This window comes from Halomonas shengliensis (genome assembly GCF_900104135.1).
Lineage (GTDB): Bacteria > Pseudomonadota > Gammaproteobacteria > Pseudomonadales > Halomonadaceae > Halomonas > Halomonas shengliensis.
On sequence record NZ_FNIV01000009.1, the window covers coordinates 58,749 to 82,040 of the forward strand.

Sequence of the window (23,292 nt, forward strand, 5' to 3'; positions counted from 1 at the left end):
GAGAGGGCTTTCCCACCCTTCCCTTCCTTCCCAGGACACACTGCCATGCCTACCGGCTGTCACCCTTCAGCCTGGCCGCGGAACCTCCGCCGGCCGGGTCTTCTGCTGTCCGTCGTTTGCGTACCTCTGCTTGCCGGCGCCCCCGCCCATGCCGCCACCGGTCCCCTGGACCTGACCGGGTCGCTTTCCGGGTTCGTGGCGGTGGCGCTGTTCATCCTCGCCTATGCACTCGTCATGGGCGAGGAGAAGCTGCACATGCGCAAGTCCAAGCCGGTACTGATCGCCGCCGGCCTGATCTGGGGCCTGATCGGCTGGGTCTATGTGCAGGCCGGCATGCCCACCGATGCCGAACATGCCTTCCGCGAGACCCTGCTCGAGTTCACCGAGCTGATGCTGTTCCTGCTGGTGGCGATGACCTATATCAACGCCATGGAGGAGCGCCGGGTGTTCGACGCCCTGCGCGCCTGGATGGTGCGCAAGGGCTTCAGCTATCGCCAGCTGTTCTGGATCACCGGCGGCTTGGCCTTCGTGATCTCCCCCGTTGCCGATAACCTGACCACCGCCATGCTGATGTGCGCGGTGGTGATCAAGGTGGCCGAAGGCGACAAGCGCTTCATCAACCTGGCCTGCATCAATATCGTGGTGGCGGCCAACGCCGGAGGCGCCTTCAGCCCCTTCGGCGACATCACCACCCTGATGGTGTGGCAGGCCGGCATGGTCAAGTTCTACGAGTTCTTCGCCCTGCTGGGCCCCTCGCTGGTCAACTTCCTGGTGCCCGCCGTCGCCATGAGCCTGTTCATCGGCAAGCGCACGCCGGAGGGTGTCGAGGAGGAGGTGGAGCTCAAGCGCGGTGCACGCCGGATCGTGCTGCTCTTCCTGCTGACCGTGGCCACCGCCGTGGCCTGCCACAGCCTGCTGCACCTGCCCCCGGTGCTGGGCATGATGACGGGCCTGGGCTACCTGCAGTTCTTCGGCTTCTTCCTGCGCCGCACCCTGCCCCGCTCGCTGGAGCGCAAGCGCGCCCGCTACACGCGCCTGGGCGACGAGCGGCGCCTGGCCCAGCTGGGCAGCGTGGTGCCCTTCGATGTCTTCAACCGTGTCGCCCGCGCCGAGTGGGACACCCTGCTGTTCTTCTACGGGGTGGTGATGTGCGTGGGCGGCCTGGGCTTCATGGGCTATCTCGGCCTGCTCTCCGAGGCACTCTACACCGGCTGGGATGCCACCTGGGCCAACATCGCCCTGGGTCTGATCTCGGCGGTGGTCGACAACATCCCGGTGATGTTCGCGGTGCTCACCATGCAGCCGGAGATGTCCCACGGCCACTGGCTCTTGATCACCCTCACCGCCGGCGTCGGCGGCAGCCTGCTCTCCATCGGCTCCGCCGCCGGGGTGGCACTGATGGGCCAGGCCCGCGGTTACTACACCTTCGCCGGCCACCTGCGCTGGGCCCCGGTGATCGCCCTGGGCTATGTGGCCAGCATCCTGGTGCACCTGTGGCTCAACGCCGGCAGCTTCCAGGTCTATGGCTAGCAACGGCTTGCCGGGGTTTTCCTGTGACCGCATGATGAAGGCCGCCTCAGGGCGGCCTTCCGTTTGCCAAGGAGAGTGATATGCCCCACCCCACACTCGGCTTCATCGGCCTCGGCCTGATGGGCGACCCCATGACCCGCCGCCTGCTCGACGCCGGCTTCGAGGTGACCGTCTGGAACCGCACCCCCGCCAAGGCGGAGGCGCTCGGCGAGGCCGGTGCCAGGGTGGCCGGCTCCATCGCTGAGCTGGTGCAGAGAGTGGATGTGGTGATGCTGTGCCTGGCCAACACCGAGGCGGTGGAAGCCGTGGTGCTCGGCGAGAGCGGCGTGGCGGAGCATGGCCGCCACGGCCAGACCCTGATCGATTTCTCGAGCAGCGACTCCGAGGCGACCCGCGACTTCGCCGCGAGGCTCGAGACACGGTGCGGCATGGCCTGGGTCGACTGCCCGGTCTCCGGGGGCGTGGCCGGCGCCGAGGCGGGGAGCCTGGTGATGATGGCCGGTGGCGAGGCGGCGCGGATCGACGCCCTGCGCCCGCTGCTCGCCCCGCTGGCCTCGCGGGTGACCCATATGGGCCCGGTGGGCGCTGGCCAGGTCACCAAGGTGTGCAACCAGATGGTGGTGGGCTGCCAGGCCGCGGTGCTCGCCGAGATGGTGGCCCTGGCCGAGGCCAGCGGCGTGGAGGCCGGCCGGTTGACCGAAGCGCTGGCCGGCGGCTTCGCGGACTCCACACCCTTCCGGATCCTTACCCCACGCATGGCGGCGAGCGACTACGCTAACCCGCCCTGGCACCTGCGCACCCTGCTCAAGGACCTGGACATGGCGGTGGCCCAGAGCCGCCGCAGCGCCAGCGCCACCCCCATGAGCGGCCTGGCCGCTCAGCTGCTGCGCACCCATGCCGCCCGCGGCCACGCCGAGCATGACCCGGCGACCCTGGTGGAGGCCTACCGCCCTCGACACTGAAATATTCCCTCACCTGCTCGAATGAGGACTTTTCGGAGGGGCCAGAAAGGTATAATTTCTACTCATGGCCAACTTCGAGTATGACCCTCGAAAAAGCGAGGCGAATCGAGACAAACACGGCATCGACTTTGTCGAGGCGCAGCGGCTTTGGCAGGACCCAGACCTGCTCGAGATTCCGGCAAGGTCGACGGATGAGCCTCGCTACGTGGTAATCGGCAGGATTGGTCAGAAACACTGGTCCGGCATCATCACCTACCGCGGGACACGAATACGCCTGATCTCTGTCAGGCGGGCCCGCAGCAGAGAGGTTGAACTCTATGAAGGCGACTGAGCTTGACAGGCGCTTCGATGACGGTGACGACATCACCGACGAACTGGATCTGGACAACGCCAGGCGCCCCCTCAGGAAACAGAAGCGCGTCAATGTCGACTTCCCTACCTGGATGATCGACTCCCTGGATCGCGAGGCAGCTCGCCTGGGGGTGACACGGCAGTCGATCATCAAGATCTGGCTGGCCGAGAGGCTCGAGCAGCATCACCCGCATTGATCCCTGAAGCCCGGATCCACCATCGGCGCAGCCTTTCTGCTCTCCGACCAGGCGGGCTTCATCAACGGCCAGAACCTGGTGGTGGACGGTGGCATGACGCGCAAGATGATCTATGCCGAATAGTGCACCGCCAGCCAGACGGTAGCCTGCTGGGGATCCGTCCACTTGACGCGATGTCGGCAGTGCGCCGGGATCGTCAGATGGTCGCCCGGGCCCAGCGTGACCTCCTCCCCCGAGGCGAAGGCCAGCACCGCGCGTCCCTGCAGCACCGTCACCCACTCATGCTGTGGCTGGTCGTACCAGTCCTCCTCCGGCGAAGTGTGGCCCTGCGAAACGATGCGCTCGATACGCACGTCCTTGCCGGCGGCTAGCTCATCGAACTGCTCGGCTTCCATGATGCCTGGAGGCAATGCAAAGATATTGTGGCCCATGATGTCTGCTCTGGGGTGTGAGGTTGCCAGCCAACTAGTCTACAACTAGACTACATACAAATAGTCTAACTGTAGACTTGATGATGGACTACAAGACGGCACAGGTACGATTTGAGCACTGGCGTCAGCTAGGGAAATACATCTTCCTAGTTCGAGACCTGGCCAAGCTATTCCCTGAAGATAGCCCCAAAACACGCAAGGAGGGCCTCAACCGGCTGGTCAAACAGGGCTTGCTGGTGCGTGCCTGCCGCGGAGTATACGTCTACCCACATGGCGATGGAGGCGATATCCATATCCTCGAACGCATCGCCACCGCCTTGCGCCGAGGCGAGTACAACTACGTCAGCCTGGAGTCTGCCCTATCGGAGTACGGTGCCATCTCCCAGATTCCGCTTGATCGATTGACTATCATGACGACCGGACGCAGCGGGACCTATCGAACCCCCTTCGGCACTATCGAGTTTACACATACCAAGCGCCCCGTGCGTGAGCTCCTGTTGCGCATGGTGGATGCTGGGCGACCCCTGCGTGTTGCCACTCGCGAGGCGGCCTGGTCCGACCTCAAGCGTGTAGGGCGCAACTGCCACCTGGTCGATATGGAGGCCCTGCATGCGGATTGAACCCGAAGATTTCGAAACACTGGTGGAGAGAGCCATGCGAGCCAGCGGGCTAAAGGCCATGCGCCCGGTGATCGAGAAGGAGCTTCTGCATTACGACATGCTCTTCGCACTCGACCAGGAGGGCCTGCTCGAGAACCTCACGTTTCAGGGAGGCACCTCGCTGCGACTCTGTCACGGCGCCTCACGATTCAGCGAGGATCTGGACTTCGTTGGTGGCCGCCAGTTCGCCTCCGCGCAGATGACTGATATCAAGCGATGTCTCGAGCATTACGTCGGGAAACGGTACCAGTTGACGGTTAACGTCAAGCAACCTGCCGAACTACGGCAGGAGCCGCAGTATGCGGATGTGCGAGTCGATAAATGGCAGTTATCCGTGGTGACGGCTCCGGCACGCCGCGACATCCCCCGACAGCGCATCAAGCTGGAAATTGCCAATGTGCCAGCCTATACACGCGAGCCTCGTGCCCTTCATCTAAATTACGACTTCCTTCCGGACGGTTACCGCGACACACTGGTAATGATGGAAACCCTCGACGAGGTCATGGCCGACAAGCTGGTATCGCTGGTCAACAACCAGCGTTATATCCGCCATCGAGACATCTGGGATCTCGCCTGGCTAGCCCAACAGGATGCCAAGGTCGAGGTCGATCTTGTCCGTAGAAAGCTCGAGGATTACGGAGTGGAACATTACCTCGAGAAGGCCCGGAAGCGACAGGCTCAGCTTGCTGACATCGTGCAGAGCCGTCCGTTTCTTGATGAAATGCTGCGCTTCCTACCTCAGGCGGTTCTGGAACGCACGCTATACAAGGCCAAGTTTTCAACCTACCTCGCCAATACTGTCGCAGAGCTCATCGACCGGGTAGTCCAGCAACTAGATAGTGGTAGGATCACGGAGCCTGACTCGCCGTTCCCCATGTAGGCCGATATTTGTCCCCGCCCCGACCCTTCCGTACACTCGTTCGAATTCCTTCGACCCGCTGACGACAAGCCGAGGCATGCCCCATGGCGTTTGATTCCACTTCCACCTATGTGGCCACCGAGGCCCTCAAGCAGGCGGTCAATGCCGCCGTGACCCTGGAGCGCCCGCTGCTGATCAAGGGCGAGCCGGGCACCGGCAAGACCCTGCTGGCCGAGGAGCTGGCGGCATCATTGGGCACCGAGCTGCACACCTGGCATATCAAGTCCTCTACCAAGGCCGCCCAGGGGCTCTACGAGTATGACGCGGTCAGCCGCCTGCGCGACTCCCAGCTGGGGGTCGAAGGCGTGGAGAACGTCGCCAACTACATCAAGCCCGGCAAGCTGTGGGACGCCTTCACCGCGGAGCAGCGGGTGGTGCTGCTGATCGACGAGATCGACAAGGCCGACATCGAATTCCCCAACGACCTGCTCCAGGAGCTGGATCGAATGGAGTTCCATGTCTATGAGACCGGCGAGACCATCCGCGCGAAGCACCGCCCGATCATCGTCATCACCTCCAACAACGAGAAGGAGCTGCCCGACGCCTTCCTGCGTCGCTGCTTCTTCCACTACATCGAGTTCCCCGACCGCGAGACCATGCAGGCGATCGTCGACGTGCACTTCCCCGAGATCGCGCCGAAGCTGGTCGGCGAGGCGCTGGAGGTGTTCTTCGACCTGCGCCAGGCCCCGGGGCTCAAGAAGAAGCCCTCCACCTCGGAGCTGGTGGACTGGCTGAAGCTGTTGATGAGTGACGAGCTCGCCCGGGAGGCGCTCTACCAGCGCGACCCCGTCAAGGCGATCCCGCCGCTGGCCGGAGCCCTCGTCAAGAACGAGCAGGATACGCAGCTGCTGGAACGGCTGGCCTTCATGATGCGCCGCCAGGGCAACGCGAGGCGCTGAGCATGTTCATCGGCCTGTTCGAGACCCTCAAGCGCGCCGGGGTGCCGGTGTCGCTGCGCGAGCTGCTCGACCTCCATGCGGTGGTGGCCCGTGGCGTGGTGTTCGCCGACATGGAGGCCTTCTACCGTATTGCCCGCACCGTGATGGTCAAGGACGAGCGCCACTTCGACCGCTTCGATCGCGCCTTCGCCGCCTGGTTCGAGGGGCTCGAGAACCTGGATGCCGCCATCGAGGCGCTGATCCCCGACGACTGGCTGCGCCGGGAGTTCGAGAAGCAGCTCTCCGCGGAGGAGAAGGCGCAGATCGAGTCCCTGGGCGGCCTCGAGAAACTGATCGAGACCTTCAAGCAGCGCCTGGAGGAACAGCAGGAGCGCCACTCCGGCGGCAACAAGTGGATCGGCACCGGCGGCACCAGCCCTTTCGGCGCCTACGGCTACAACCCCGAGGGGATACGTATCGGACAGGACGGCTCACGCCACCGTCGGGCGGTGAAGGTGTGGGACGAGCGCCGCTTCCGCGACTACGACGACTCCCTGGAGCTTGGCACCCGCAACATCAAGATGGCGTTACGCCGGCTGCGCAAGTTCGCCCGCCAGGGGGCCGCGGAGGAGTTCGACGTCGACGCCACCATCCGCGAGACGGCGCGGGACGCCGGCCTGCTCAACGTGCAGATGCGCCCGGAGCGCCACAACGCAGTGAAGGTGCTGCTGCTCCTCGACGTGGGCGGTTCCATGGATGACCACATCCGCACCTGCGAGGAGCTCTTCTCGGCGGCACGCGCGGAGTTCAAGCACCTGGAGGCCTACTACTTCCACAACTGCATCTACGAGGGCCTGTGGCGCAGCAATGCCCAGAGCCATACGCGTCGCGCCGACGAGCGCATCCCGACCCTGGACGTGCTGCATACCTATGGCGACGACTACCAGGTGGTGATCGTCGGCGACGCCGCCATGTCACCCTACGAGATCACCCATCCCGGCGGCAGCGTGGAGCACTTCAACGACGAGGCCGGGGCCGTGTGGCTCCAGCGCCTGACGGCAAAGTTCCCGCGCCTGGCCTGGCTCAACCCAATGCCGCCGCGCGCCTGGGACTACACCCACTCCACCCGGCTGATCCGCGAGCTGATCGACGATCGCATGTACCCCATGACCCTCGAGGGACTGGAGAGCGCCATGCGGGAGCTGGCCCGGTAGATTGATAGCCCTCGAGGGCTATCGGGGCGCCGAATAGCCCCTCAGGGCTATTGGCTGGCAGTACCGGCCGGGCCTGCTGCCGTGTCAGGCCTCTACCGGGCGCTCACGCGCCCACGGCCTCGGCACCCTCCGCCTGGAGGCTGCGCATATGGCCATCGCGCTCCACGGCGATATGCCACGCCAGTGCCTGCTCCAGGCAGTGCGGCGTATGACCACCCCGCCCACAGGCCTCCGCGAAGTAGCGGCGCAGCGCCGGCCGATAACGCGGGTCGGCACACTGCTCGATCACCCGCTCGGCGCGCTCCCGCGGCGCCAGGCCACGCAGGTCGGCAAGGCCATGCTCGGTCACCAGCACATCCACGTCATGCTCGGTGTGGTCCACATGGCTGACGAAGGGCACCACGCTGGAGAGATCGCCGCCCTTGGCCACCGCCTTGGTGACGAATACCGAGAGCTGGGCGTTACGCGCGAAATCGCCGGAGCCACCGATGCCGTTCATCATCTTCGTGCCGCCTACATGGGTGGAGTTGACGTTGCCGTAGATATCCACCTCCAGCGCCGTGTTGATGGCGATGATGCCCAGGCGACGCGCGATACCGGGGTGGTTGGAGAGCTCCTGAGGGCGCAGGATGAGGCGCTCGCGATAGGCGTCGAGATTCGACCAGACCCGCTCGCCGCACGCCTCGGAGAGGGTGATGGAGCAGCCCGAGGCGAAGTCCAGCTTGCCGGCATCCAGCAGGTCGAAGGTCGAATCCTGCAGCACCTCGGAGTACATGGTGAGGTGCTCGAAGGGCCCCTCGGCCAACCCGCTCATCACTGCGTTGGCCATGCTGCCGATGCCGGCCTGGAGCGGCAGCAGGGAGGGCGCCAGCCGCCCGGCACTCACCTCCTCGGTGAAGAAGCGGATCAGGTGGTCGGCGATGCGCCGGGTGTCGGCGTCCGGCGGCAGCACCGTGGAGGGGCTGTCCCGACCCTCGGTCACCACGATGGCGGCGATCTTATCCGGGTCGATCGGTATGTAGGGCGTGCCGATGCGCGAGTCCGGCGCCACCACGGGAATCGGCGGGCGCGTGGGACGCATCTGCGGAATATAGATGTCGTGCAGGCCCTCCAGCTCGGCGGGGGCATCGAGGTTGAGCTCGATGATCACCTTGTCGGCGAGGATGGCATAGCTGGCCGAGTTGCCCACCGAGGTGGTGGGCACGATGCCGCCCTCCTCGGTGATCGCGCAGGCCTCCACCACGGCCACGTCGAGCTCCGCCAGCTGGCGGTTGCGCAGCAGCTCCACCGTCTCGGAGAGGTGCTGGTCGATGAACATCACCCGCCCGTCATTGATGGCGCGGCGCAGGGTAGCGTCGACCTGGAACGGCATGCGCCGCGAGAGTACGTTGGCCTCGGTGAGCAGCTTGTCCAGATCGTTGCCCAGCGAGGCACCGGTCATCAGGGTGATCGAGAGCGGGTCCAGGGCAGCACGCTCGGCCAGGGCCCGTGGCACCTCCTTGGCCTCACCGGCCCGGGTGAAGCCGCTCATGCCCACCGTCATGCCGTCCTCGATCAGAGCGGCGGCCTCCTCGGCACTGCACAACTTCTCGCGCCACCCCTGCCAGCGGCAACGTGTCTCGATACGGGTCATGTCCGGCTTGTCCACGGTCATCTCCTTTCAGGCTCGGCGACGAGGCCGAGAAATGGATCACGCCATGATGATTCCATGAAATCTATTATCTCGCTATCTTTAAGCCAATTAATATTGATGGGTATCAAGCACCTGCCGTGAGCCCTCCTCGGAGCCGCCTGCCTTTTGCCGCCCCTGCCGCTTGGCCTTACAATGCGCTCATCATCGCCGCCCCTGCGGCCACTCCGTTTGACGACCGAGGACACCCCGGACCCATGCGCGCCACCCAGATGCTGATCGCCACCCTCAAGGAAACCCCCGCCGATGCCGAGGTCATCAGCCACCAGCTGATGCTGCGTGCCGGGATGATCCGCCGCCTCACCTCCGGTCTCTACACCTGGCTGCCGCTGGGGCTCAAGACCCTGCGCAAGGTGGAGCGCATCGTGCGCGAGGAGATGGACCGCGCCGGCGCCCAGGAGGTGCTGATGCCGGCGGTGCAGCCCGCCGAACTGTGGCAGGAGTCCGGTCGCTGGGAGCAGTATGGCCCCGAGCTGCTGCGCCTCAAGGACCGCCATGATCGCGACTACTGCGTCGGCCCCACCCACGAGGAGGTGATCACCGATCTGGTGCGCAAGGAGATCGCCAGCTACAAGCAGCTGCCGGCCAACTTCTACCAGATCCAGACCAAGTTTCGCGACGAGATCCGCCCGCGCTTCGGGGTGATGCGTTCCCGCGAGTTCATCATGAAGGACGCCTACTCCTTCCATGTCGACGAGGCCTCGCTGATGGAGACCTACCAGGTGATGTATGACGCCTATGTGCGCATCTTCACTCGCCTGGGCCTGGACTTCCGCCCGGTGATCGCCGACAACGGCGCCATCGGCGGCACCGGCTCCCACGAGTTCCACGTGCTGGCCGACTCCGGCGAGGACGACATCGTCTTCTCCACCGAGTCCGACTACGCCGCCAACATGGAGAAGGCCGAGGCCCTGGCCCCCCAGGGCGAGCGTGCCGCCCCCGCCGAGGAGTTGCGCCTGGTCGACACCCCCGATGCCCGCACCATCGCCGCCCTGGTGGAGCAGCACGGCCTGCCCATCGAGAAGACGATCAAGACCCTGATGGTGCATGCCGCCGAGGGTGGCCTGATCGCCCTGCTGGTGCGTGGCGACCACGAGCTCAACGAGGTGAAGGCGGAGAACCTGCCCGAGGTGGCCGCCCCGCTGACCATGGCCAGCGAAGAGGAGATCCGCGCCGTGGTGGGCGCCGGCCCCGGCTCCCTGGGCCCGGTGAACCTGGACATGCCGGTCATCATCGACCGTTCGGTGGCGCTGATGAGCGACTTCGGGGCCGGCGCCAACATCGATGGCAAGCACTACTTCGGCATCAACTGGGAGCGCGACGTGGCGCTGCCGAAGGTGGCCGACCTGCGCAACGTGGTGGAGGGCGACCCCTCGCCGGACGGCCGCGGCACCCTCTCCATCAAGCGCGGCATCGAGGTGGGCCACGTCTTCCAGCTGGGCACCAAGTACAGCGAGGCGATGAACGCCACCGTGCTGGGCGACGAAGGTCGCGCCCTGCACCCCTGGATGGGCTGCTATGGTATCGGAGTGACCCGCGTGGTGGCCGCCGCCATCGAGCAGAACCACGACGACGCCGGCATCATCTGGCCCGACCCCATCGCGCCCTTCCATGTCGCGCTGGTGCCGATGAACGCCCACAAGTCGCAGCGCGTGCGGGAGGAGTCGGAGAAGCTCTACGCCGCGCTCACCGAGGCCGGCTTCGAGGTGCTCCTCGACGACCGCGACCTGCGCCCCGGCGTCAAGTTCGCCGACCACGAGCTGATGGGCCTTCCCCACCGCCTGGTGGTCGGCGACCGCGGGCTGGACAAGGGGGAACTGGAGTACAAGGGACGCCGTGACAAAGACGCCACCATGGTGCCGGCAGGCGAGATCCTCGACTTCCTGCGCCGCACGATCCGCCTGGGCTGAGCCCTTCCGCCCTGCTCGCCGCCAGCTCGCCGCCCTCATGGCGGCGGGCGCCTGGCTGCTGACGCCCCTCACGGCATCGGCCCAGGACTTCGTCGCCGCCCTGGAGGCGGACCGCCTGCCGCTGCTGGTGCAACCGCTGCCAGCCACCCCGCGGACCCTGCGCAGCACCCTGGACGAGGCCCTCGCCTCGCCCCGGGACCCTGCCGACATCTGGGCGGCACGCCAGTGGTTCAACGCCATGGAACCCACACTGGCGCGCCACGTGAAGGACCCCGAGATGCGCCAGGCACTGCTGCGCCGGGTCTATCACGAGGCCACCCTGGCAGGCCTGCCCCCCGAGCTGGTGCTGGCGCTGATCCAGGTGGAGAGCGCCTTCCAGGTCGAGGCCGTCTCCTCGGCCGGGGCCGTGGGGCTGATGCAGATCATGCCATTCTGGATCCGCGAACTGGGCGTGCCCGCCGACGACCTCAAGGACCCGTGGCGCAACCTGCGCTACGGCTGCACCATCCTCGCCCACTACCTGGCGGTGGAGGATGGCGACTTCACGCGTGCCCTGGCCCGCTACAACGGCAGCCTGGGCAAGACCTGGTACCCGGAGCGCGTGATGCGCGCCTGGCAGCGCCACTGGCGACCCGCCGAGCCCCGAGCCACGGTGCAGCGGTGAGCCGATCACTCGCCAACGCGCCTAACACTACTCGACGGCGATCACCAGGCCGGCCTCCGCAAGCTGCGCCAGCCATCGGCACACATCCTGGGTCACCGACGCCACAGGCGCCGCGAAGTGCGCCGCCAGCAGCTCGCCCAGCTCTGCCCCGCAAAGCGGCTCCTCGCCGATCAGTCGCCACACGGCCTGGCCGGTGGCGTTGAGACGATGGATCCCCCCGTCTGGGTCGATCAGGAAGAGCTCATCGCCGAGGGGATAGACACGCCCGCCGGGACTCGCCGCCCAGCGCCGCCGCGGATCCACCGGGGGCGGCGCCTCGGCAGGGGCGGTACGCTCGCGTGCGGGACCTTCGCCGCCCGGCGCGGGGGTATCACGACGCAAGGCGTCGGCCAGGCAACGCACCGCCGCCAGCGGCTCGGCGTAGCGCAGCAGCAGGCAGGGCAGCCGCCGCATCAGCGGCAGCAGCCGGGCCATCAACGCCTCCGGCGCGGTGTGGTAGGCGAAGTTCTGAGTGAGCAGCTGCAGTAGCCCCTCCCCGGGCCGCAGCGCCAGCACCTCCGGCGCCGCGATGCCGTCATCGCGCTCCAGCAGCACCAGGGCCCCCAGCGGTGCGGACTCGCCGTGGGCGGCCAGCCCCTGGCCACCGGGCAGCACGAAGCGGTAGCGCGCATCGGCCGGGCCGGCATGGGCCTCGGCGTAGCCGGAAAGCTCCGGGGCCAGGGTCTCGGGCAGCGGCAGGCGCAGCCGGGGGGCGATGCCGAGCGCGACCCCCTGCCCGTCGGCGGTCAGCCCCAGCACGTCGTCGCCGAACAGCCGGAACCCCGCCGCGGCGAAGGCCACCGCCAGGGTGCTCTTGCCGGCACGATGACTCTCGGGAAACAGCACCAGGCGACCCTCCACCTCCACGCTGGCGGCGTGCAGGCCGAGCAGGTCGGACCCACGTGCCAGGCGGTCACCGCCCAGGTCGGCGACCAGGCTGCAGACCGCGGACGCCGGCGTGGGCAACACGAGGCCACGGGGAAGCTGGGGGGAGCGCTGCAGGTAGCCCGCCGGGGTTCGCCGCAGCCGGATGGCCGGGGCGAGGCCCCGTGCCGGCGCGATCGATGCCGGCCATCCCGGCAACGCCTGGGTCAGGGCCCCTACCACCTCGGGCGCCTGCTGCACACGCAGGCAACGCCCGAGGCCCGGCAGGGAGAGGTCGACCGCGTCCGCCATCACCAGCGGCGTTCGGGGCGTCCGAAGACGATATCCTCGACGATGGTCACCGGATCCTCGCGATAGTCCCGCAGCCGGCGGCGGTCATGCTCGTAGTCACGACGCGAGTAATAGCGATCATCGCGGCGGGCATGGTAACGGTCGTCGCGCCGGTAGTGATCGTCGCGATGGCGACGCCGGTAGCGCGCCCGTTCGTGGCGACGGTAGGCGCCATCGTAGCGGCTCGGCCGCGAACGACTGGGGCGCGACCAGCTGGGCCGCGAGCGGCTGGGTCGGGAACGCCGATGGCCGTCCCACGCCTGGGCCTGGCCGACACTGAACAGGGTCGGCGCCACATAGGCGCCGGCGAGGCCCACCCCGAGGGTAGCCAGCAGCCGACGCCGGCGACGGCGATGGGTCTCGGCGGCAGCGTCGCGATGAAGCTCGGTGGACATGCAATACCTCCTGGGGCGTCACGGCGCCGGATGATGTCGAACACTGTTCATCCTAGCCATCGCGCGTCCGTCGCGCCGCCGCCGCGGAGGCGTTGTCGATTTGTTCCACCGGGCGTTGCGGATCCGCGACAGCCGATCGCGCTCGCGCGTGGAAACCAGCTGATGAAAAAAAGGGCCGACCCGTGAAGGTCGGCCCACTGGGGGGAGTGACTCCCCCCTCCCCTGACGACTGGTGGAACGGCTGGCTCAGTGCTTCTTCTTGCGGTGGTCCCGCACGATGAAGGCGACCCAGCCCCCCATGAATGCAACCATCATCGCGACGGTGACCAGACCAAAGATTACGGCGTCGTCCAGATACATGATGATGTCCTCCCCGTCTCGATGTGTTGAGTGCACTGTAGACCGGGAAGGCGCGGCGAAACCTGACCTGCATCAAGTATCGGCCGGCGTGCCGTCAGGGGCGGGAGGAGAATTGATTCAGGTCAGTTTTCAGGGCAGCTTCTTGTCCTCGACCTCGGCGGGGTCGGTGTCCGGGGGCAGCGGATGGCCCTTGGCCAGCTCGGCGCGGGTGGCATCGCGCACCGCGAGCACCTCAAGGGCATAGCGCAGCGTGCGCCCGGCCAGCGGGTGGTTGGTGTCGATCAGCACGCTGTCGTCGCCTACCTCGACCACGGTGACGATCTGCGGGCCATCGTCGCCGGGGGTCTGGAAGCGCATGCCGGGGGCGAGGTCCGGCACGGGGAAGGCATCGCGCCCCACCTCGCGAACCAGTGCCTCGTTGCGCACGCCATAGGCGTCGGCCGGCATCAGGGTCACGGAGAGCTCGGCGCCCTCTGCCTGGCCCTCCAGGGCGCGCTCGAGGCCGGCAACGATGTTGTGGTGGCCATGCAGGTACTCGAGGGGCCGCTGGCGGGCACGAGAGTCGTCGAGCACCTCAACGTCCGCGTCGCCGAGGACCTCCTGAAGCACATAGTGAAGCGTGACGACGCGCTGGGGGGCGATGGTCATTGGGGTCTCCTGAGTGGGAGGGAAATGGGGCGCTGGCAAAGGGTTGGAGACGGCCGCCTCAGCCGCGGCGCAGGTTGGCGACGGGCATCTCCAGGCGTTGCTGGCGATGCAGCAGGTTGAGCAGCACGATGGCGCGCTCCTCGCCCTTGTGGGACTCGAACACCGCCTGGAGCTCCTTGAAGGGGCCCTCGGTGATCTGCACCGTCTCGCCGGCGCGGAAGTAGAGGTTGGCGTCCATCTTGCGCTCGTTGCCGTGCTCACGCAGGGTTTCGATCAGCCGGTCATCCACAGCGATGGGCATCTCGCCGAAGGCGACCAGCTTGAGCACACCGCGGGTGGAGCGGATGGGGCGCCAGTTGCTCACCAGCCGGTCGAGACGGATGAACAGGTAGTAAGGGAACAGCGGTTCGGTCACCCAGGTCAGCTTGCCGCGGCGCTTCTTCTGCACCTCGAGCACCGGGTGGAACACCTCGAAGCCCTGGTTGACCAGGTTCTCGGTGGCGCGGAAGGATTCGCCGCCCTTGCACTGGATGGCATACCAGCGCGGTACCGCCGCGTCACTCGACTCGGGCGCCTGGGTCGTCTGGCTCTCGTTCATGACTCACCTGTGAGGCTGGACGCTGGTATCACTGCCGGGGCTCTGCAACAATCATGACCGCCTGCGGGGCGCGCCGCGGGGTGCCCGGCATTTCGAGGCGAGGATTCTACCACCGTTGCAAGGAGAGCCCCATGCCGACGCCTACCGTGCAGAGGAGCTGGCGCGACGCCCTGGCGATCTACCTGCGTGCGCCGGTCATCACCATGCTGTTCCTGGGCTTCTCGGCGGGCCTGCCCTTCCTGCTGGTGTTCTCCACCCTCTCGGCCTGGCTGCGCAGCAGCGGCGTCGAGGTCGCGGCGATCGGCTTCTTCGCCTGGATCGGCATGCTCTACTCGATCAAGTTCTTCTGGGCGCCGGTGGTGGACCGCCTGGCGCTGCCCCTGCTGACCCGTACCCTGGGCCAGCGCCGCGGCTGGATGCTGGCGGCCCAGGCGATGATCGCCGCCGGCCTGGTGGGGCTGGCCGGCATCGACCCGGCAGGCCAGCTGCCGCTGGTCGCCCTCTTCGCCCTGCTGGTGGCCTTCGGCAGCGCTACCCAGGACATCGTCATCGACGCCTTCCGCATCGAGTCGGCGCCGGAAGACCTCCAGGCGGCCATGGCCTCCACCTATATCATCGGCTACCGCGGCGGGCTGCTGGCCGCCGGCGCCGGGGCGCTCTATGTCGCCTCCTGGCTCTCCTGGGAGGCCGCCTACCTGAGCATGGCGGCCCTCGTCGGCATCGGCGTGGTGACGGTGCTGCTGCGACCGGAGCCGGCGCGCCTGTCGCTCACCACCCAATTGATCCACGAGCCCCGTGTGCGCGCCTTCCTGCGCGCCAGCCGCGGCCGGGCGAAGGTGTGGCGACGCCTGGGGGCCTGGGCGATCGGCGCCATCGTCTGCCCCTTCACCGACTTCTTCACCCGCCATCGCCGCAAGGCCCTCTGGCTGCTGCTGTTCGTGGCGGTGTTCCGCATCAGCGACCTGGCCATGGCCTCCATGGCCAACCCGCTCTACATCGACCTCGGCTTCTCGCTCGCCACCATCGCCAACGTCACCAATATCTTCGGCATCGCCATGAGCATCGGCGGCGGCATCCTGGGAGGGCTCCTGGTGGCCCGCTACGGCATCGGACCCATCCTGGTGCTGGGCGCCACAGCGGCAGCGCTGACCAACCTGCTGTTCGCCGCCCTGGCGCTGGCCGGCCAGAGCCTGCCGCTACTGGTGATGACCATCGTCGGCGACAACCTGGCCAACGGCCTGGCCAGTGCGGTGTTCATCGCCTTCCTGTCGAGCCTCACCTCGCGCGCCTACACCGCGACCCAGTACGCGCTCTTCTCGTCGCTGATGACGCTGCCGGGCAAGTTCCTGAGCGGCTTCGGGGGCCTGGTGGTGGAGGCCGACGGCTATGCCACCTTCTTCCTGATCTCCACCGCCCTGGGCATTCCCGCGGTGCTCCTGGCGCTGTGGATCCGCCGCAACCGGGAGCTGGTGCCGGCGCCAGTGCCGGCGCCGGAAGCGGAGAGTGGCAAGTCGTGATGGCGTCCTAGCCTTCGCGACCCCCTGGGTGCCCGATCTAGCGGCGATGCGTCTAGCTATCCAGCCAATCCTGTAACCAGGCGAGCGCCCCCGGGGTGGTCCGCCACTGGTCACGCATCAGGGTGCGGTACTGCCAGGCCTCGGCGCGGCTGCCGGGCTCCGCCTCGCCGGCGTCACCACCCGGAACGGGGCGCGGACGCTCGGCGCACAGCAGCGCGAGGGCATGGGTATTGTGGGCCTGGACCTCGCCGAGGGCCGCCTCGGCCTCGGCGGACCGCTCGAGGCGATAGAGCGCCAGGGCGCGCCCCATCAGCACCCCCAGCGCCGGCCCCTCGGCCTCGGCTTCCGGCGGCTGTTCGCTGACCGCCAGCGCCTCGGCGTCGCGGCCGTCGCGAAGCAGCTGGTCGAGCACCAGCTCGCGCAGCCCCAGGCTGTCGTGGTCGTCCACCGCGAGCAGGCTCTCGGCGAGCCGCCGGGAGCGCTGGCGCGCGCCGCGCTCCATGCCCACCACCAGCGCCAGGCCGGTGCGCAGCAACAAGGCGTTGTCGGCCTCCTCCCAGGCCAGGGTGCCGGGGCCCGCGGCGGCGACCTGTTCGAGCCAGCGCTCCAGGCGATCCGCCAGCGGGACGAAGAGGCTCGGCGCCATCCACGGCAGGCTGCCGAAGCGAGTGGTCAGTGCCAGGGCCAGTTCCTGCACCACCGCCGGGGCATCGAGCCATTCGGGGTGACTGCAGAGGTCGGGCAGCCACTCCCCCGCCGCGGGCCAGGGGTCATCCTCCAGGCCCAGCGGCGAGTCGGAGACCGCCGCCACCGGGAAGACCTCGCGCCAGGCGGCATGCAGGGTGTCCTCGCGGGCGGTGGTGTGGTACTCGAGCCGCCCACCCGCGGTACATGAGACATCGAGGCGCGGCGCGGTGGGCAGCTCGGCGAGCAGTGCCTGCAGCGCGGCCAGGGGACCGGCGAGGTCCTCCTCGGCGCTGAGCAGCTGCTCGGCCAGGGTGGCGCCGGGGTTCTCGGCCAGGTCGGCGAGGAACTGCAGCTGGTCGGGCTCGAGGTCGCCCTGACGCGCCAGGCGCCGAAACCAGAAGCGCGCCCGCTCGGAGGCCTCCTCCTCGTGCCCCTCATGAAGCAGCAGCATGGCCTCGATGTAGGCCAGGGTGGGCGAGTCGGGCAGCGCCTGCTGGGCGCGAACGAAGGCGGCCCGGGCGCTGTCCAGGTCATCGTTGTCCAGGTGCATCAGGCACAACCGCTCCAGCGCCACGCCGCGCAGGAACAGCGGGCCATGCTCGAGCACGGCGTCGAGCAGAGTCTCGCGCTTGCGGGTGAAGCCGCGCTCCTGGTAGAGGTCGAGGAGGATCTCGAAGGCGGGCTCGGCCTGCTCCGGCAGCCGTTCCCAGTCGCCGCGCTCGAACAGTGACTCGAGGATCTGCTGGGCGCGGCCGCGCTGCCCGGTCTCGGCGGCGATCAGCCCGGCCTCCAGCAGCGCCTGGGCCGGCGCCCTGCCGCTTGCCAGCGCGGCCTTGAGGGTCTCCCCCTTCCAGTCGCGCAGCGAGAGCATCCACATCAGGTGCCCCGGGACGGAGCCGGGCAGGCTGACGGCACCGCAGCAGTGCTTGGTCTTGCGCCCGGAGTCGCACCAGCAGGGCTCGTTGCGCCCCGGCCGGGCGAGGGGCTCGCAGCGGAAGTCGAGGCGCTCGAGCGGGGTCTGGGACCACAGCTCGGGCGCCAGCGCCTGGGCCAGCGGCAGCTTGCCGCCGACGAGCGCCGGCCCCTCCTCCCGGGCCCAGGCCATCAGCGTCGGATAGCGCTCATCCTGGCGAATCGCCTTGAGCGCCGCCGAGGCGAATCCCAGCAGCTGTTCCACCCATACCGCCAGCATCGTGACCTCCACCGTCCGGAAAACGGCACAGTCTACCAGTCGGCACCAGCGCTTGGCAGCTGCTCAATGGCTATGTACAGGGCCATGGCAGAAGCACGATATGAGGAGCGCTGGGGACAAGCCGGAGAGGAGGTCCTACGCCAGGGGTGAGAAGCACTGCTTCGAACGGGCTGGCCATGGATGGCCAGCACCGGTCCTGCGAGTGGAGCAGGACGCGAGAGCGAAGCAGGGCGTCGGTAGCGCCCAGGGAAGGGTTCACAGCGCCTCCTCGGAGGCTTGTCGCCAGATCAGCTCCGGGCTTCAGCACTCTCGGCGCTAAGGCTGTTCACCAGCCCAGGCCAGCAGTGGGTCGGTGCGCGAACGCATGTCGAGACGGGCGCCGAGGCGCACCAGGTTCCAGTAGTGGCCGTTGAGGGTGCGTGACAGCAGCAGGGTATCGGCGGGGGGCTGCAGGCGGTCCATGGCGGCCCACACCCGGGGCGAGAGCTCGCGCAGGCGGCGGTGGACCCGCACGTCGCCGAAGTCCTGCTCGCCAGGGGCGAACAGCGCCGAGACCGCCTCGGCGGCATCGCGATAGAGCGCCAGCGGCGCGCCCTGCCCCTGGCGTCCGCCGAGCGAGAGCAGCGCCTCGTCCATGGCCATGGGGTCGCCGTCAAGCGTCGCCTCCAGCAGGCGCATCATCGCCGCCAGGCGCGCCTCTGGCACCGGGATCACCGCCCCCAGGTCGTAGATCACCAGCCGCCCTTGGTCGTCGGCGGCGAAGTTGCCGGCATGGGGGTCGGCGTGCAGCTCACCAAAGGTGAAGAGCTCCTCGGTGAGCCAGTCGGCCAGCGTGCGGGCGATGCCCTGGCGGGTGGCGTCGTCGGCACCCTCCAGTTCCCGCAGCGGGGTGCCCGGCACATAGCGCATGGCCAGCACACGCTCACCGGAGAGGTCGGGCAGGGGCTCGGGGATCTCGAGCCCCGGCCAGTCGGCATAGCGCCGGCGATAGCGCGCCAGCGCCTCGGCCTCGGCGTGGTAGTCCAGCTCGCCACGCAGGCTCGCCGCCAGCTCCTCGAAGAGCGCGTCCAGGCGCGCCTGGGGCACCTTGAACCAGCGCCCCAGCCGCATCAGCCGTCGCACCTGGGCGAGGTCACCCTCCAGCACCTCGCCAAGCCCGGGATACTGCACCTTGAGCACCAGGGTCTCGCCGTCGTGGGTCACCGCACGGTGGACCTGGCCCATGGAGGCGCTGGCGAAGGGGCGCGTCTCGACCTCGCGAAACACCGCCTCGAGCTCCCCGTAGTGGTCGTCCAGGGTGCGCCGGATCGCCTCCCAGGGCATCGGCTCCGCCTGGCGCTGCAGCCGGGCCAGCTCCTCGGCGAGGTCGGGCGGCAGCAGGTCGTCCCACTGGGACATGATCTGGGCCAGCTTCATCGCCGGGCCCTTGAGCTCGGAGAGCCCCTCGAAGAGCGCCTCGCCCAGGGCGCGCCAGTCGGCCTGGCCGCCCATCCGGGTGCGCAGCAGCGCCCCGCCGGTGCGCGCCCCCAGCCCCAGCAACCGTCTCGTCCTGCCTCGCTCGCGCATGGTGGGTCCTCGCCGCGATAAGTGATACAAGGATTGTACACCACTTGATGACGATGACACCTGGCCAATCGCCACGGACACTGGAAGAATGTCCAGAGTTCTGCCGACGAGCCCGCCATGCGCCTGATCATCGCCGAGAAACCCAGCCTGGCCCGTGCCATCGCCGAGGCCCTGCCCGGCACCTCCCGCAAGCAGGAGGGCGCGATCGTGGCCGGCGACACCACCGTGACCTGGTGCCTGGGCCACCTGCTGGAGCAGGCGCCGCCCGATGCCTACGACCCGGCCCTGAAGCAGTGGCGCCTGGACGCCCTGCCGATCCTCCCCGAGCGCTGGAAGCTCACGCCACGGCCCAAGGCGCGCGGCCAGCTGGCGGTGATCCGCCGGCTGCTCAAGCAGGCGGACGAGGTGGTCCACGCCGGCGACCCCGACCGCGAGGGACAACTGCTAGTGCAGGAGGTGATCGAGCACCTGGGGTGGAAGGGCAGGGTCTCCCGGCTGCTGGTCAGCGACCTCAACCGTCCGGCGGTGCAGCGGGCACTGGCGCGACTGGAGGACAACGCCCGCTACCAACCGCTCTACCGCGCCGCCGAGTCCCGGGCCCGGGCCGACTGGCTGTACGGCATCAACCTGACCCGCGCCTGGACCCTCACCGGCCGCCAGGCGGGCCATGACGGGGTGCTCTCGGTGGGCCGGGTGCAGACCCCGGTGCTGGGCCTGGTGGTGCGCCGCGACAACGAGATCCGCGACTTCGTGCCCCGCCCCTTCTTCGTGCTGTGGGCCGACCTCGCGGTGGCCCACGGCCAGCTGCGCGCCTGGTGGGTACCCGGCGAGCGCCACCCCCTCGACGACCAGGGCCGCCTGCTGGACCGGGCGCCGGCCGCGCTCCTGGCCGAGCGCCTGCCCGGCGCCGAGGGGCGACTGACCCGATTGCAGTCCCAGGAGAAGCGCCAGGCCGCCCCCCTGCCCTACTCGCTGTCGGCGCTGCAGGTCGATGCCGCGAGGCGCTTCGGGCTCTCCGCCAAGGCGGTGCTGGACACCTGCCAGGCGCTCTACGAGCGTCACCAGCTGATCACCTATCCCCGCTCCGACTGCCGCTACCTACCCGAGGAGCACTTCGCCTCCGCACGTGCCACCCTCGCGGGCGCCTGTGGTGGCGACGAGACCCTGCGCGGCTGGCTCGCCGGTGCCGACTTCACGCGCCGCTCGCGGGCCTGGAACGACAAGCAGGTGGGTGCCCACCATGCCCTGGCGCCCACTGGGCGCCCCATGGACCCCGCAAGGCTCTCGACCACCGAGGCCAAGGTCTTCCGGCTGATCGCCCGCAACGTGCTGGCACAGTTCTACCCGGCGCTTGCCACCCGGGAGGTGAAGGCGGAGTTCACCCTCCTCGAGGAGACCTTCCGCACCCGGGGCCAGGTGGTCCTAGATCCCGGCTGGAAGCCGCTGTTCACCACCCGTGAGGAGGCGCCGCCGCTGCCGCCCCTCACCGAAGGCGAGGGCTGTCGGGTCCAGGAGGCCGGCGTGGAGGACCGCGAGACCCGCCCGCCGGAACCCTTCACCGATGCCAGCCTGATCAAGGCGATGATGAACATCGCCCGCTACGTCGAGGACCCCGCGGTCAGGCGCACCCTGCGCGAGCACGATGGGCTGGGCACCGAGGCGACCCGCGCCGGCATCATCGAGACCCTGGTGGAGCGCGGCTACCTGGTGCGTCGGGCCAAGGCGCTGCGCGCCACCCGCCTGGGCAGCGCCCTGATCGCCTCGCTGCCCGAGGCGGTGGGGCGTCCCGAGCGCACCGCCCTGTGGGAGCAGCGCCTCGCCGCCATCGCCGAGCAGGAGGCCGAGCCGGCCCCCTTCCTGGCGGCGCTGGTGGCGGACCTGCGCGGGCTGCTGGCAAGCGCCGACGCCCGGCGGCTGCAAGAGGCCCTGGCCACCGCCCGGGGCGAGGAGGGACCCGCCGCGCCCGCCCGCCGCCAGCGAAGCGGCCCGCGGCGCGGTTCAGGCAAGCGCGCCTCGCCGCGCCGTCGCAAGGCGTCATCGTGATGGCACCCGCGCCTCACTGGATCGTCGGCCCCGGCGCCATCGGCCGGCTGCTGGCCCTGCGCCTGGCCTCTGCCGGTCATGAAGTGGTGATGATCGGCCGGCGTCCCCTCCCCGACCATCAGACCCTGATCACTCCCGAGGGCGACGCTCTGGCAGTAAAGCTGCCTACCCGGGTCGCGCCGCCCGATGAGGCGCCATGCGTGGTGCACCTCACCACCAAGGCCTACGCCGCCGAGACGGCCTTCGCCGGGCTCGCCGCTCGTCTCGACGCGGCCTCCCCGCTGGTGCTGTGGCAGAACGGTTTCACGGCCCAACCCCGCCTCACCGATCGCCACCCTGGCCCGGTGCTGTGTGCCACCACCACCGAGGGCGCCTTCGTGGAGGACGATCGGCGGGTAGTCCACGCCGGCCATGGCGAGACAGCCCTCGGCGCCCTCGACGGGCGGCATACTGAGCTGGCCGCCTCGCTGGCCGTCACCCTGGGCGCTGCCGGCCTGCCCACCAGCGCGGTGCCGGACATCCGGCGCCGGTTGTGGCAGAAACTCGCCGTCAATGCCGCCATCAATCCGCTGGTGGCATACCACCGGGTCCGCAACGGCGAATTGCGCGACCCCTGCTACCGGGACGAGGTGGAGGCGGTGATCGTCGAGGTGGCGGCCGTCATGGCCGCCGAGGGCGTCACGCCGCCCCAGGGCGATGGCCTAGCGGGCTGGCGAGCGCTGATCTGGAAGGTGGTGACGGCCACCGCCGGCAACCGCGCCTCCATGCTGCAGGACGTGCTGGCCGACCGACCCACCGAGCATGAGGCGATCCTGGGGCCGTTGCTGGAGGCCGCCACCCGTCATGGCCTGGCCACGCCCGTCCTCGCGGAGTTGGCACGTCGCCTGGCGGAGACGTCGCCGGGTTGCTAGCCTAGTAGGATCTCATCGCCACTCGCACTGCGGCTTGCTCCGGTCGGAGCAGGCCATAGCGCAAGGACAGGGAACCATGAAACCCGGTCATGCCATCGCCTCGCTGCTGGCCTGCCTTGCCCTGACGACGCCGTTCACGGCGATCGCCGCCGAGGATGCCCGCCAGGGCGGTTCGACCCCCGCCTACGCCGCCCAGGCGGACGACCTGACCCGCCTGGAGAACGGCGTGGTGATCGACGGGCGCGACGTCGAGACCCCGGACGGCTACACCTCTGGCTTCCGGCTGATCGCCGGCTTCACTCCCCTGAGATTGCCCCGCCTCGACCTCGGCGCGGAGTTCAGCTACTTCGAGAGCGACGAGGTGCCCACCCGCCTCGGCGACCAGCAACTGCTGATGGACACCATCAGCCTCGGCGGCAGCCTGGTAGCGGGGGTGCGCCTGGGGCGCCTGGGCCTCTACGCCAAGTCCGGCCTGGTGGGCTGGGAGGGCGATGCCGTGGTGGCCCGCGGCGACTTCGACGAGGCCGGCACCACCCGGGTGACGGGCTTCGGCGCCCGCCTTGAGCTGCCCGGCTTCACCAGCCGCCTGGAGCTCGAGGAGTACGACGCTCCCGACATGGCCCACCTCAACCTGCTCACCGCCTCGGTGCATATTCCTTTCTAAGAGCGCGGCTACGCTGCTTCAAGGCGCAAGGCAGACTCCCCAAACGAAAGGA

At 68.6% G+C, this 23,292-nt stretch carries 24 protein-coding genes; 15 read left to right on the top strand and 9 right to left on the bottom strand.

The genetic code is table 11. The annotated features are described in order from the left end of the window. The first annotated feature begins 45 nt into the window (after positions 1-45). The 5 genes from nhaD (at position 46) to BLP95_RS16735 (ending at position 3,163) form a co-directional block, all read left to right on the top strand. Complete coding sequence (gene nhaD, locus BLP95_RS12930) at positions 46-1,530, top strand: sodium:proton antiporter NhaD (RefSeq protein ID WP_089680035.1); 1,485 nt, start codon at positions 46-48, stop codon at positions 1,528-1,530. 80 nt (positions 1,531-1,610) lie between these two features. Then, positions 1,611-2,492: an NAD(P)-dependent oxidoreductase gene (locus tag BLP95_RS12935; RefSeq protein WP_089680037.1), complete on the top strand. Its 882-nt coding sequence runs from the start codon at positions 1,611-1,613 to the stop codon at positions 2,490-2,492. A gap of 64 nt (positions 2,493-2,556) precedes the next feature. Further along, positions 2,557-2,823 carry a BrnT family toxin gene (locus BLP95_RS12940; RefSeq protein WP_023004572.1) on the top strand — a complete coding sequence of 89 codons (267 nt, stop codon included), beginning with the start codon at positions 2,557-2,559 and terminating at the stop codon, positions 2,821-2,823. After that, positions 2,810-3,040 (top strand): type II toxin-antitoxin system BrnA family antitoxin, encoded by a 231-nt coding sequence (gene brnA / locus BLP95_RS12945; RefSeq protein ID WP_023004573.1) that lies wholly within the window; start codon positions 2,810-2,812, stop codon positions 3,038-3,040. The genes BLP95_RS12940 and brnA overlap by 14 nt, the downstream gene beginning before the upstream one ends. Positions 3,041-3,076: 36 nt before the next feature. Continuing rightward, positions 3,077-3,163: a hypothetical protein gene (locus BLP95_RS16735; RefSeq protein WP_268744272.1), complete on the top strand. Its 87-nt coding sequence runs from the start codon at positions 3,077-3,079 to the stop codon at positions 3,161-3,163. On the opposite strand, the gene BLP95_RS12950 is transcribed toward BLP95_RS16735, so the two are convergent. After that, positions 3,151-3,471 (bottom strand): cupin domain-containing protein, encoded by a 321-nt coding sequence (locus BLP95_RS12950; RefSeq protein WP_089680040.1) that lies wholly within the window; start codon positions 3,469-3,471, stop codon positions 3,151-3,153. The two genes, BLP95_RS16735 and BLP95_RS12950, sit on opposite strands and share 13 nt — an antisense overlap. Positions 3,472-3,551: 80 nt before the next feature. Between BLP95_RS12950 and abiEi the strand changes: the two genes are divergently transcribed. From abiEi to BLP95_RS12970, 4 genes are all read left to right on the top strand, one after another. After that, entirely contained in the window at positions 3,552-4,091 is a 540-nt protein-coding gene (gene abiEi, locus BLP95_RS12955; RefSeq protein WP_023004575.1) for a type IV toxin-antitoxin system AbiEi family antitoxin, read from the top strand. After that, positions 4,081-5,010 (top strand): nucleotidyl transferase AbiEii/AbiGii toxin family protein, encoded by a 930-nt coding sequence (locus tag BLP95_RS12960; protein WP_023004576.1) that lies wholly within the window; start codon positions 4,081-4,083, stop codon positions 5,008-5,010. Before abiEi ends, BLP95_RS12960 begins: the two co-directional genes overlap by 11 nt. Positions 5,011-5,093: 83 nt before the next feature. Beyond that, the gene (locus BLP95_RS12965; RefSeq protein ID WP_023004577.1) at positions 5,094-5,948 is read left to right on the top strand and encodes an AAA family ATPase; all 855 of its coding nucleotides are present in this window, start codon (positions 5,094-5,096) and stop codon (positions 5,946-5,948) included. A 2-nt stretch (positions 5,949-5,950) separates the two neighbouring features. Next, positions 5,951-7,141, top strand: a complete 1,191-nt coding sequence (locus BLP95_RS12970; protein WP_089680042.1) for a vWA domain-containing protein — start codon at positions 5,951-5,953, stop codon at positions 7,139-7,141. A gap of 103 nt (positions 7,142-7,244) precedes the next feature. Here the strand turns inward: BLP95_RS12970 and scpC are convergent, their stop codons facing one another. Further along, positions 7,245-8,789, bottom strand: a complete 1,545-nt coding sequence (gene scpC / locus BLP95_RS12975) for a succinyl-CoA:acetate CoA-transferase ScpC (protein WP_245678754.1) — start codon at positions 8,787-8,789, stop codon at positions 7,245-7,247. 239 nt (positions 8,790-9,028) lie between these two features. Here scpC and BLP95_RS12980 point away from each other — a divergent pair, with 239 nt between their 5' ends. Continuing rightward, the gene (locus BLP95_RS12980; protein WP_089680044.1) at positions 9,029-10,741 is read left to right on the top strand and encodes a proline--tRNA ligase; all 1,713 of its coding nucleotides are present in this window, start codon (positions 9,029-9,031) and stop codon (positions 10,739-10,741) included. Between the two features lie 37 nt (positions 10,742-10,778). Next, a complete protein-coding gene (locus tag BLP95_RS12985; RefSeq protein ID WP_089680047.1) occupies positions 10,779-11,405 on the top strand; it encodes a lytic transglycosylase domain-containing protein in 627 nt (208 codons plus the stop codon). Between the two features lie 27 nt (positions 11,406-11,432). Here the strand turns inward: BLP95_RS12985 and BLP95_RS12990 are convergent, their stop codons facing one another. The 5 genes from BLP95_RS12990 to rfaH form a co-directional block, all read right to left on the bottom strand. Then, positions 11,433-12,620 carry a PqqD family peptide modification chaperone gene (locus BLP95_RS12990; RefSeq protein ID WP_089680049.1) on the bottom strand — a complete coding sequence of 396 codons (1,188 nt, stop codon included), beginning with the start codon at positions 12,618-12,620 and terminating at the stop codon, positions 11,433-11,435. Next, positions 12,620-13,054, bottom strand: coding sequence for a hypothetical protein (locus BLP95_RS12995; RefSeq protein WP_089680051.1), 435 nt, complete (start codon positions 13,052-13,054; stop codon positions 12,620-12,622). The genes BLP95_RS12990 and BLP95_RS12995 overlap by 1 nt, the downstream gene beginning before the upstream one ends. Before the next feature lie 246 nt (positions 13,055-13,300). Then, entirely contained in the window at positions 13,301-13,414 is a 114-nt protein-coding gene (gene ccoM / locus BLP95_RS17185; protein ID WP_023004583.1) for a cytochrome c oxidase subunit CcoM, read from the bottom strand. 129 nt (positions 13,415-13,543) lie between these two features. Next, entirely contained in the window at positions 13,544-14,062 is a 519-nt protein-coding gene (locus tag BLP95_RS13000) for an FKBP-type peptidyl-prolyl cis-trans isomerase (RefSeq protein WP_089680053.1), read from the bottom strand. A gap of 58 nt (positions 14,063-14,120) precedes the next feature. Further along, positions 14,121-14,660, bottom strand: coding sequence for a transcription/translation regulatory transformer protein RfaH (gene rfaH, locus BLP95_RS13005; protein ID WP_089680054.1), 540 nt, complete (start codon positions 14,658-14,660; stop codon positions 14,121-14,123). Positions 14,661-14,791: 131 nt separating this feature from the next. On the opposite strand from rfaH, the gene BLP95_RS13010 reads away from it, so the two are divergent. Next, positions 14,792-16,177, top strand: a complete 1,386-nt coding sequence (locus tag BLP95_RS13010) for an AmpG family muropeptide MFS transporter (protein WP_089680056.1) — start codon at positions 14,792-14,794, stop codon at positions 16,175-16,177. A 52-nt stretch (positions 16,178-16,229) separates the two neighbouring features. Here the strand turns inward: BLP95_RS13010 and BLP95_RS13015 are convergent, their stop codons facing one another. Together BLP95_RS13015 and BLP95_RS13020 are read right to left on the bottom strand one after the other, a co-directional pair. Next, complete coding sequence (locus BLP95_RS13015) at positions 16,230-18,056, bottom strand: SEC-C metal-binding domain-containing protein (protein ID WP_089680058.1); 1,827 nt, start codon at positions 18,054-18,056, stop codon at positions 16,230-16,232. 315 nt (positions 18,057-18,371) lie between these two features. Beyond that, the gene (locus tag BLP95_RS13020) at positions 18,372-19,622 is read right to left on the bottom strand and encodes an ABC1 kinase family protein (RefSeq protein ID WP_089680060.1); all 1,251 of its coding nucleotides are present in this window, start codon (positions 19,620-19,622) and stop codon (positions 18,372-18,374) included. Positions 19,623-19,739: 117 nt separating this feature from the next. Between BLP95_RS13020 and BLP95_RS13025 the strand changes: the two genes are divergently transcribed. The 3 genes from BLP95_RS13025 to BLP95_RS13035 all read left to right on the top strand — a co-directional run bounded on the left by BLP95_RS13025 (position 19,740) and on the right by BLP95_RS13035 (position 23,240). After that, entirely contained in the window at positions 19,740-21,665 is a 1,926-nt protein-coding gene (locus BLP95_RS13025; protein WP_089680062.1) for a DNA topoisomerase III, read from the top strand. Continuing rightward, positions 21,665-22,576 carry a ketopantoate reductase family protein gene (locus BLP95_RS13030; RefSeq protein ID WP_089680064.1) on the top strand — a complete coding sequence of 304 codons (912 nt, stop codon included), beginning with the start codon at positions 21,665-21,667 and terminating at the stop codon, positions 22,574-22,576. Before BLP95_RS13025 ends, BLP95_RS13030 begins: the two co-directional genes overlap by 1 nt. 76 nt (positions 22,577-22,652) lie before the next feature. Continuing rightward, the gene (locus tag BLP95_RS13035) at positions 22,653-23,240 is read left to right on the top strand and encodes a hypothetical protein (RefSeq protein ID WP_089680066.1); all 588 of its coding nucleotides are present in this window, start codon (positions 22,653-22,655) and stop codon (positions 23,238-23,240) included. Positions 23,241-23,292: the final 52 nt, after the last annotated feature.

Coding starts and splice junctions, on each gene's coding strand:
- nhaD (WP_089680035.1), top strand. CDS start 46: ATGCCTACCGGCTGTCACCCTTCAGCCTGGCCGCGGAACCTCCGCCGG.
- BLP95_RS12935 (WP_089680037.1), top strand. CDS start 1,611: ATGCCCCACCCCACACTCGGCTTCATCGGCCTCGGCCTGATGGGCGAC.
- BLP95_RS12940 (WP_023004572.1), top strand. CDS start 2,557: ATGGCCAACTTCGAGTATGACCCTCGAAAAAGCGAGGCGAATCGAGAC.
- brnA (WP_023004573.1), top strand. CDS start 2,810: ATGAAGGCGACTGAGCTTGACAGGCGCTTCGATGACGGTGACGACATC.
- BLP95_RS12950 (WP_089680040.1), bottom strand. CDS start 3,471: ATGGGCCACAATATCTTTGCATTGCCTCCAGGCATCATGGAAGCCGAG.
- abiEi (WP_023004575.1), top strand. CDS start 3,552: ATGATGGACTACAAGACGGCACAGGTACGATTTGAGCACTGGCGTCAG.
- BLP95_RS12960 (WP_023004576.1), top strand. CDS start 4,081: ATGCGGATTGAACCCGAAGATTTCGAAACACTGGTGGAGAGAGCCATG.
- BLP95_RS12965 (WP_023004577.1), top strand. CDS start 5,094: ATGGCGTTTGATTCCACTTCCACCTATGTGGCCACCGAGGCCCTCAAG.
- BLP95_RS12970 (WP_089680042.1), top strand. CDS start 5,951: ATGTTCATCGGCCTGTTCGAGACCCTCAAGCGCGCCGGGGTGCCGGTG.
- BLP95_RS12980 (WP_089680044.1), top strand. CDS start 9,029: ATGCGCGCCACCCAGATGCTGATCGCCACCCTCAAGGAAACCCCCGCC.
- BLP95_RS12985 (WP_089680047.1), top strand. CDS start 10,779: ATGGCGGCGGGCGCCTGGCTGCTGACGCCCCTCACGGCATCGGCCCAG.
- BLP95_RS12990 (WP_089680049.1), bottom strand. CDS start 12,620: ATGGCGGACGCGGTCGACCTCTCCCTGCCGGGCCTCGGGCGTTGCCTG.
- BLP95_RS12995 (WP_089680051.1), bottom strand. CDS start 13,054: ATGTCCACCGAGCTTCATCGCGACGCTGCCGCCGAGACCCATCGCCGT.
- ccoM (WP_023004583.1), bottom strand. CDS start 13,414: ATGTATCTGGACGACGCCGTAATCTTTGGTCTGGTCACCGTCGCGATG.
- BLP95_RS13000 (WP_089680053.1), bottom strand. CDS start 14,062: ATGACCATCGCCCCCCAGCGCGTCGTCACGCTTCACTATGTGCTTCAG.
- rfaH (WP_089680054.1), bottom strand. CDS start 14,660: ATGAACGAGAGCCAGACGACCCAGGCGCCCGAGTCGAGTGACGCGGCG.
- BLP95_RS13010 (WP_089680056.1), top strand. CDS start 14,792: ATGCCGACGCCTACCGTGCAGAGGAGCTGGCGCGACGCCCTGGCGATC.
- BLP95_RS13015 (WP_089680058.1), bottom strand. CDS start 18,056: ATGCTGGCGGTATGGGTGGAACAGCTGCTGGGATTCGCCTCGGCGGCG.
- BLP95_RS13020 (WP_089680060.1), bottom strand. CDS start 19,622: ATGCGCGAGCGAGGCAGGACGAGACGGTTGCTGGGGCTGGGGGCGCGC.
- BLP95_RS13025 (WP_089680062.1), top strand. CDS start 19,740: ATGCGCCTGATCATCGCCGAGAAACCCAGCCTGGCCCGTGCCATCGCC.
- BLP95_RS13030 (WP_089680064.1), top strand. CDS start 21,665: ATGGCACCCGCGCCTCACTGGATCGTCGGCCCCGGCGCCATCGGCCGG.
- BLP95_RS13035 (WP_089680066.1), top strand. CDS start 22,653: ATGAAACCCGGTCATGCCATCGCCTCGCTGCTGGCCTGCCTTGCCCTG.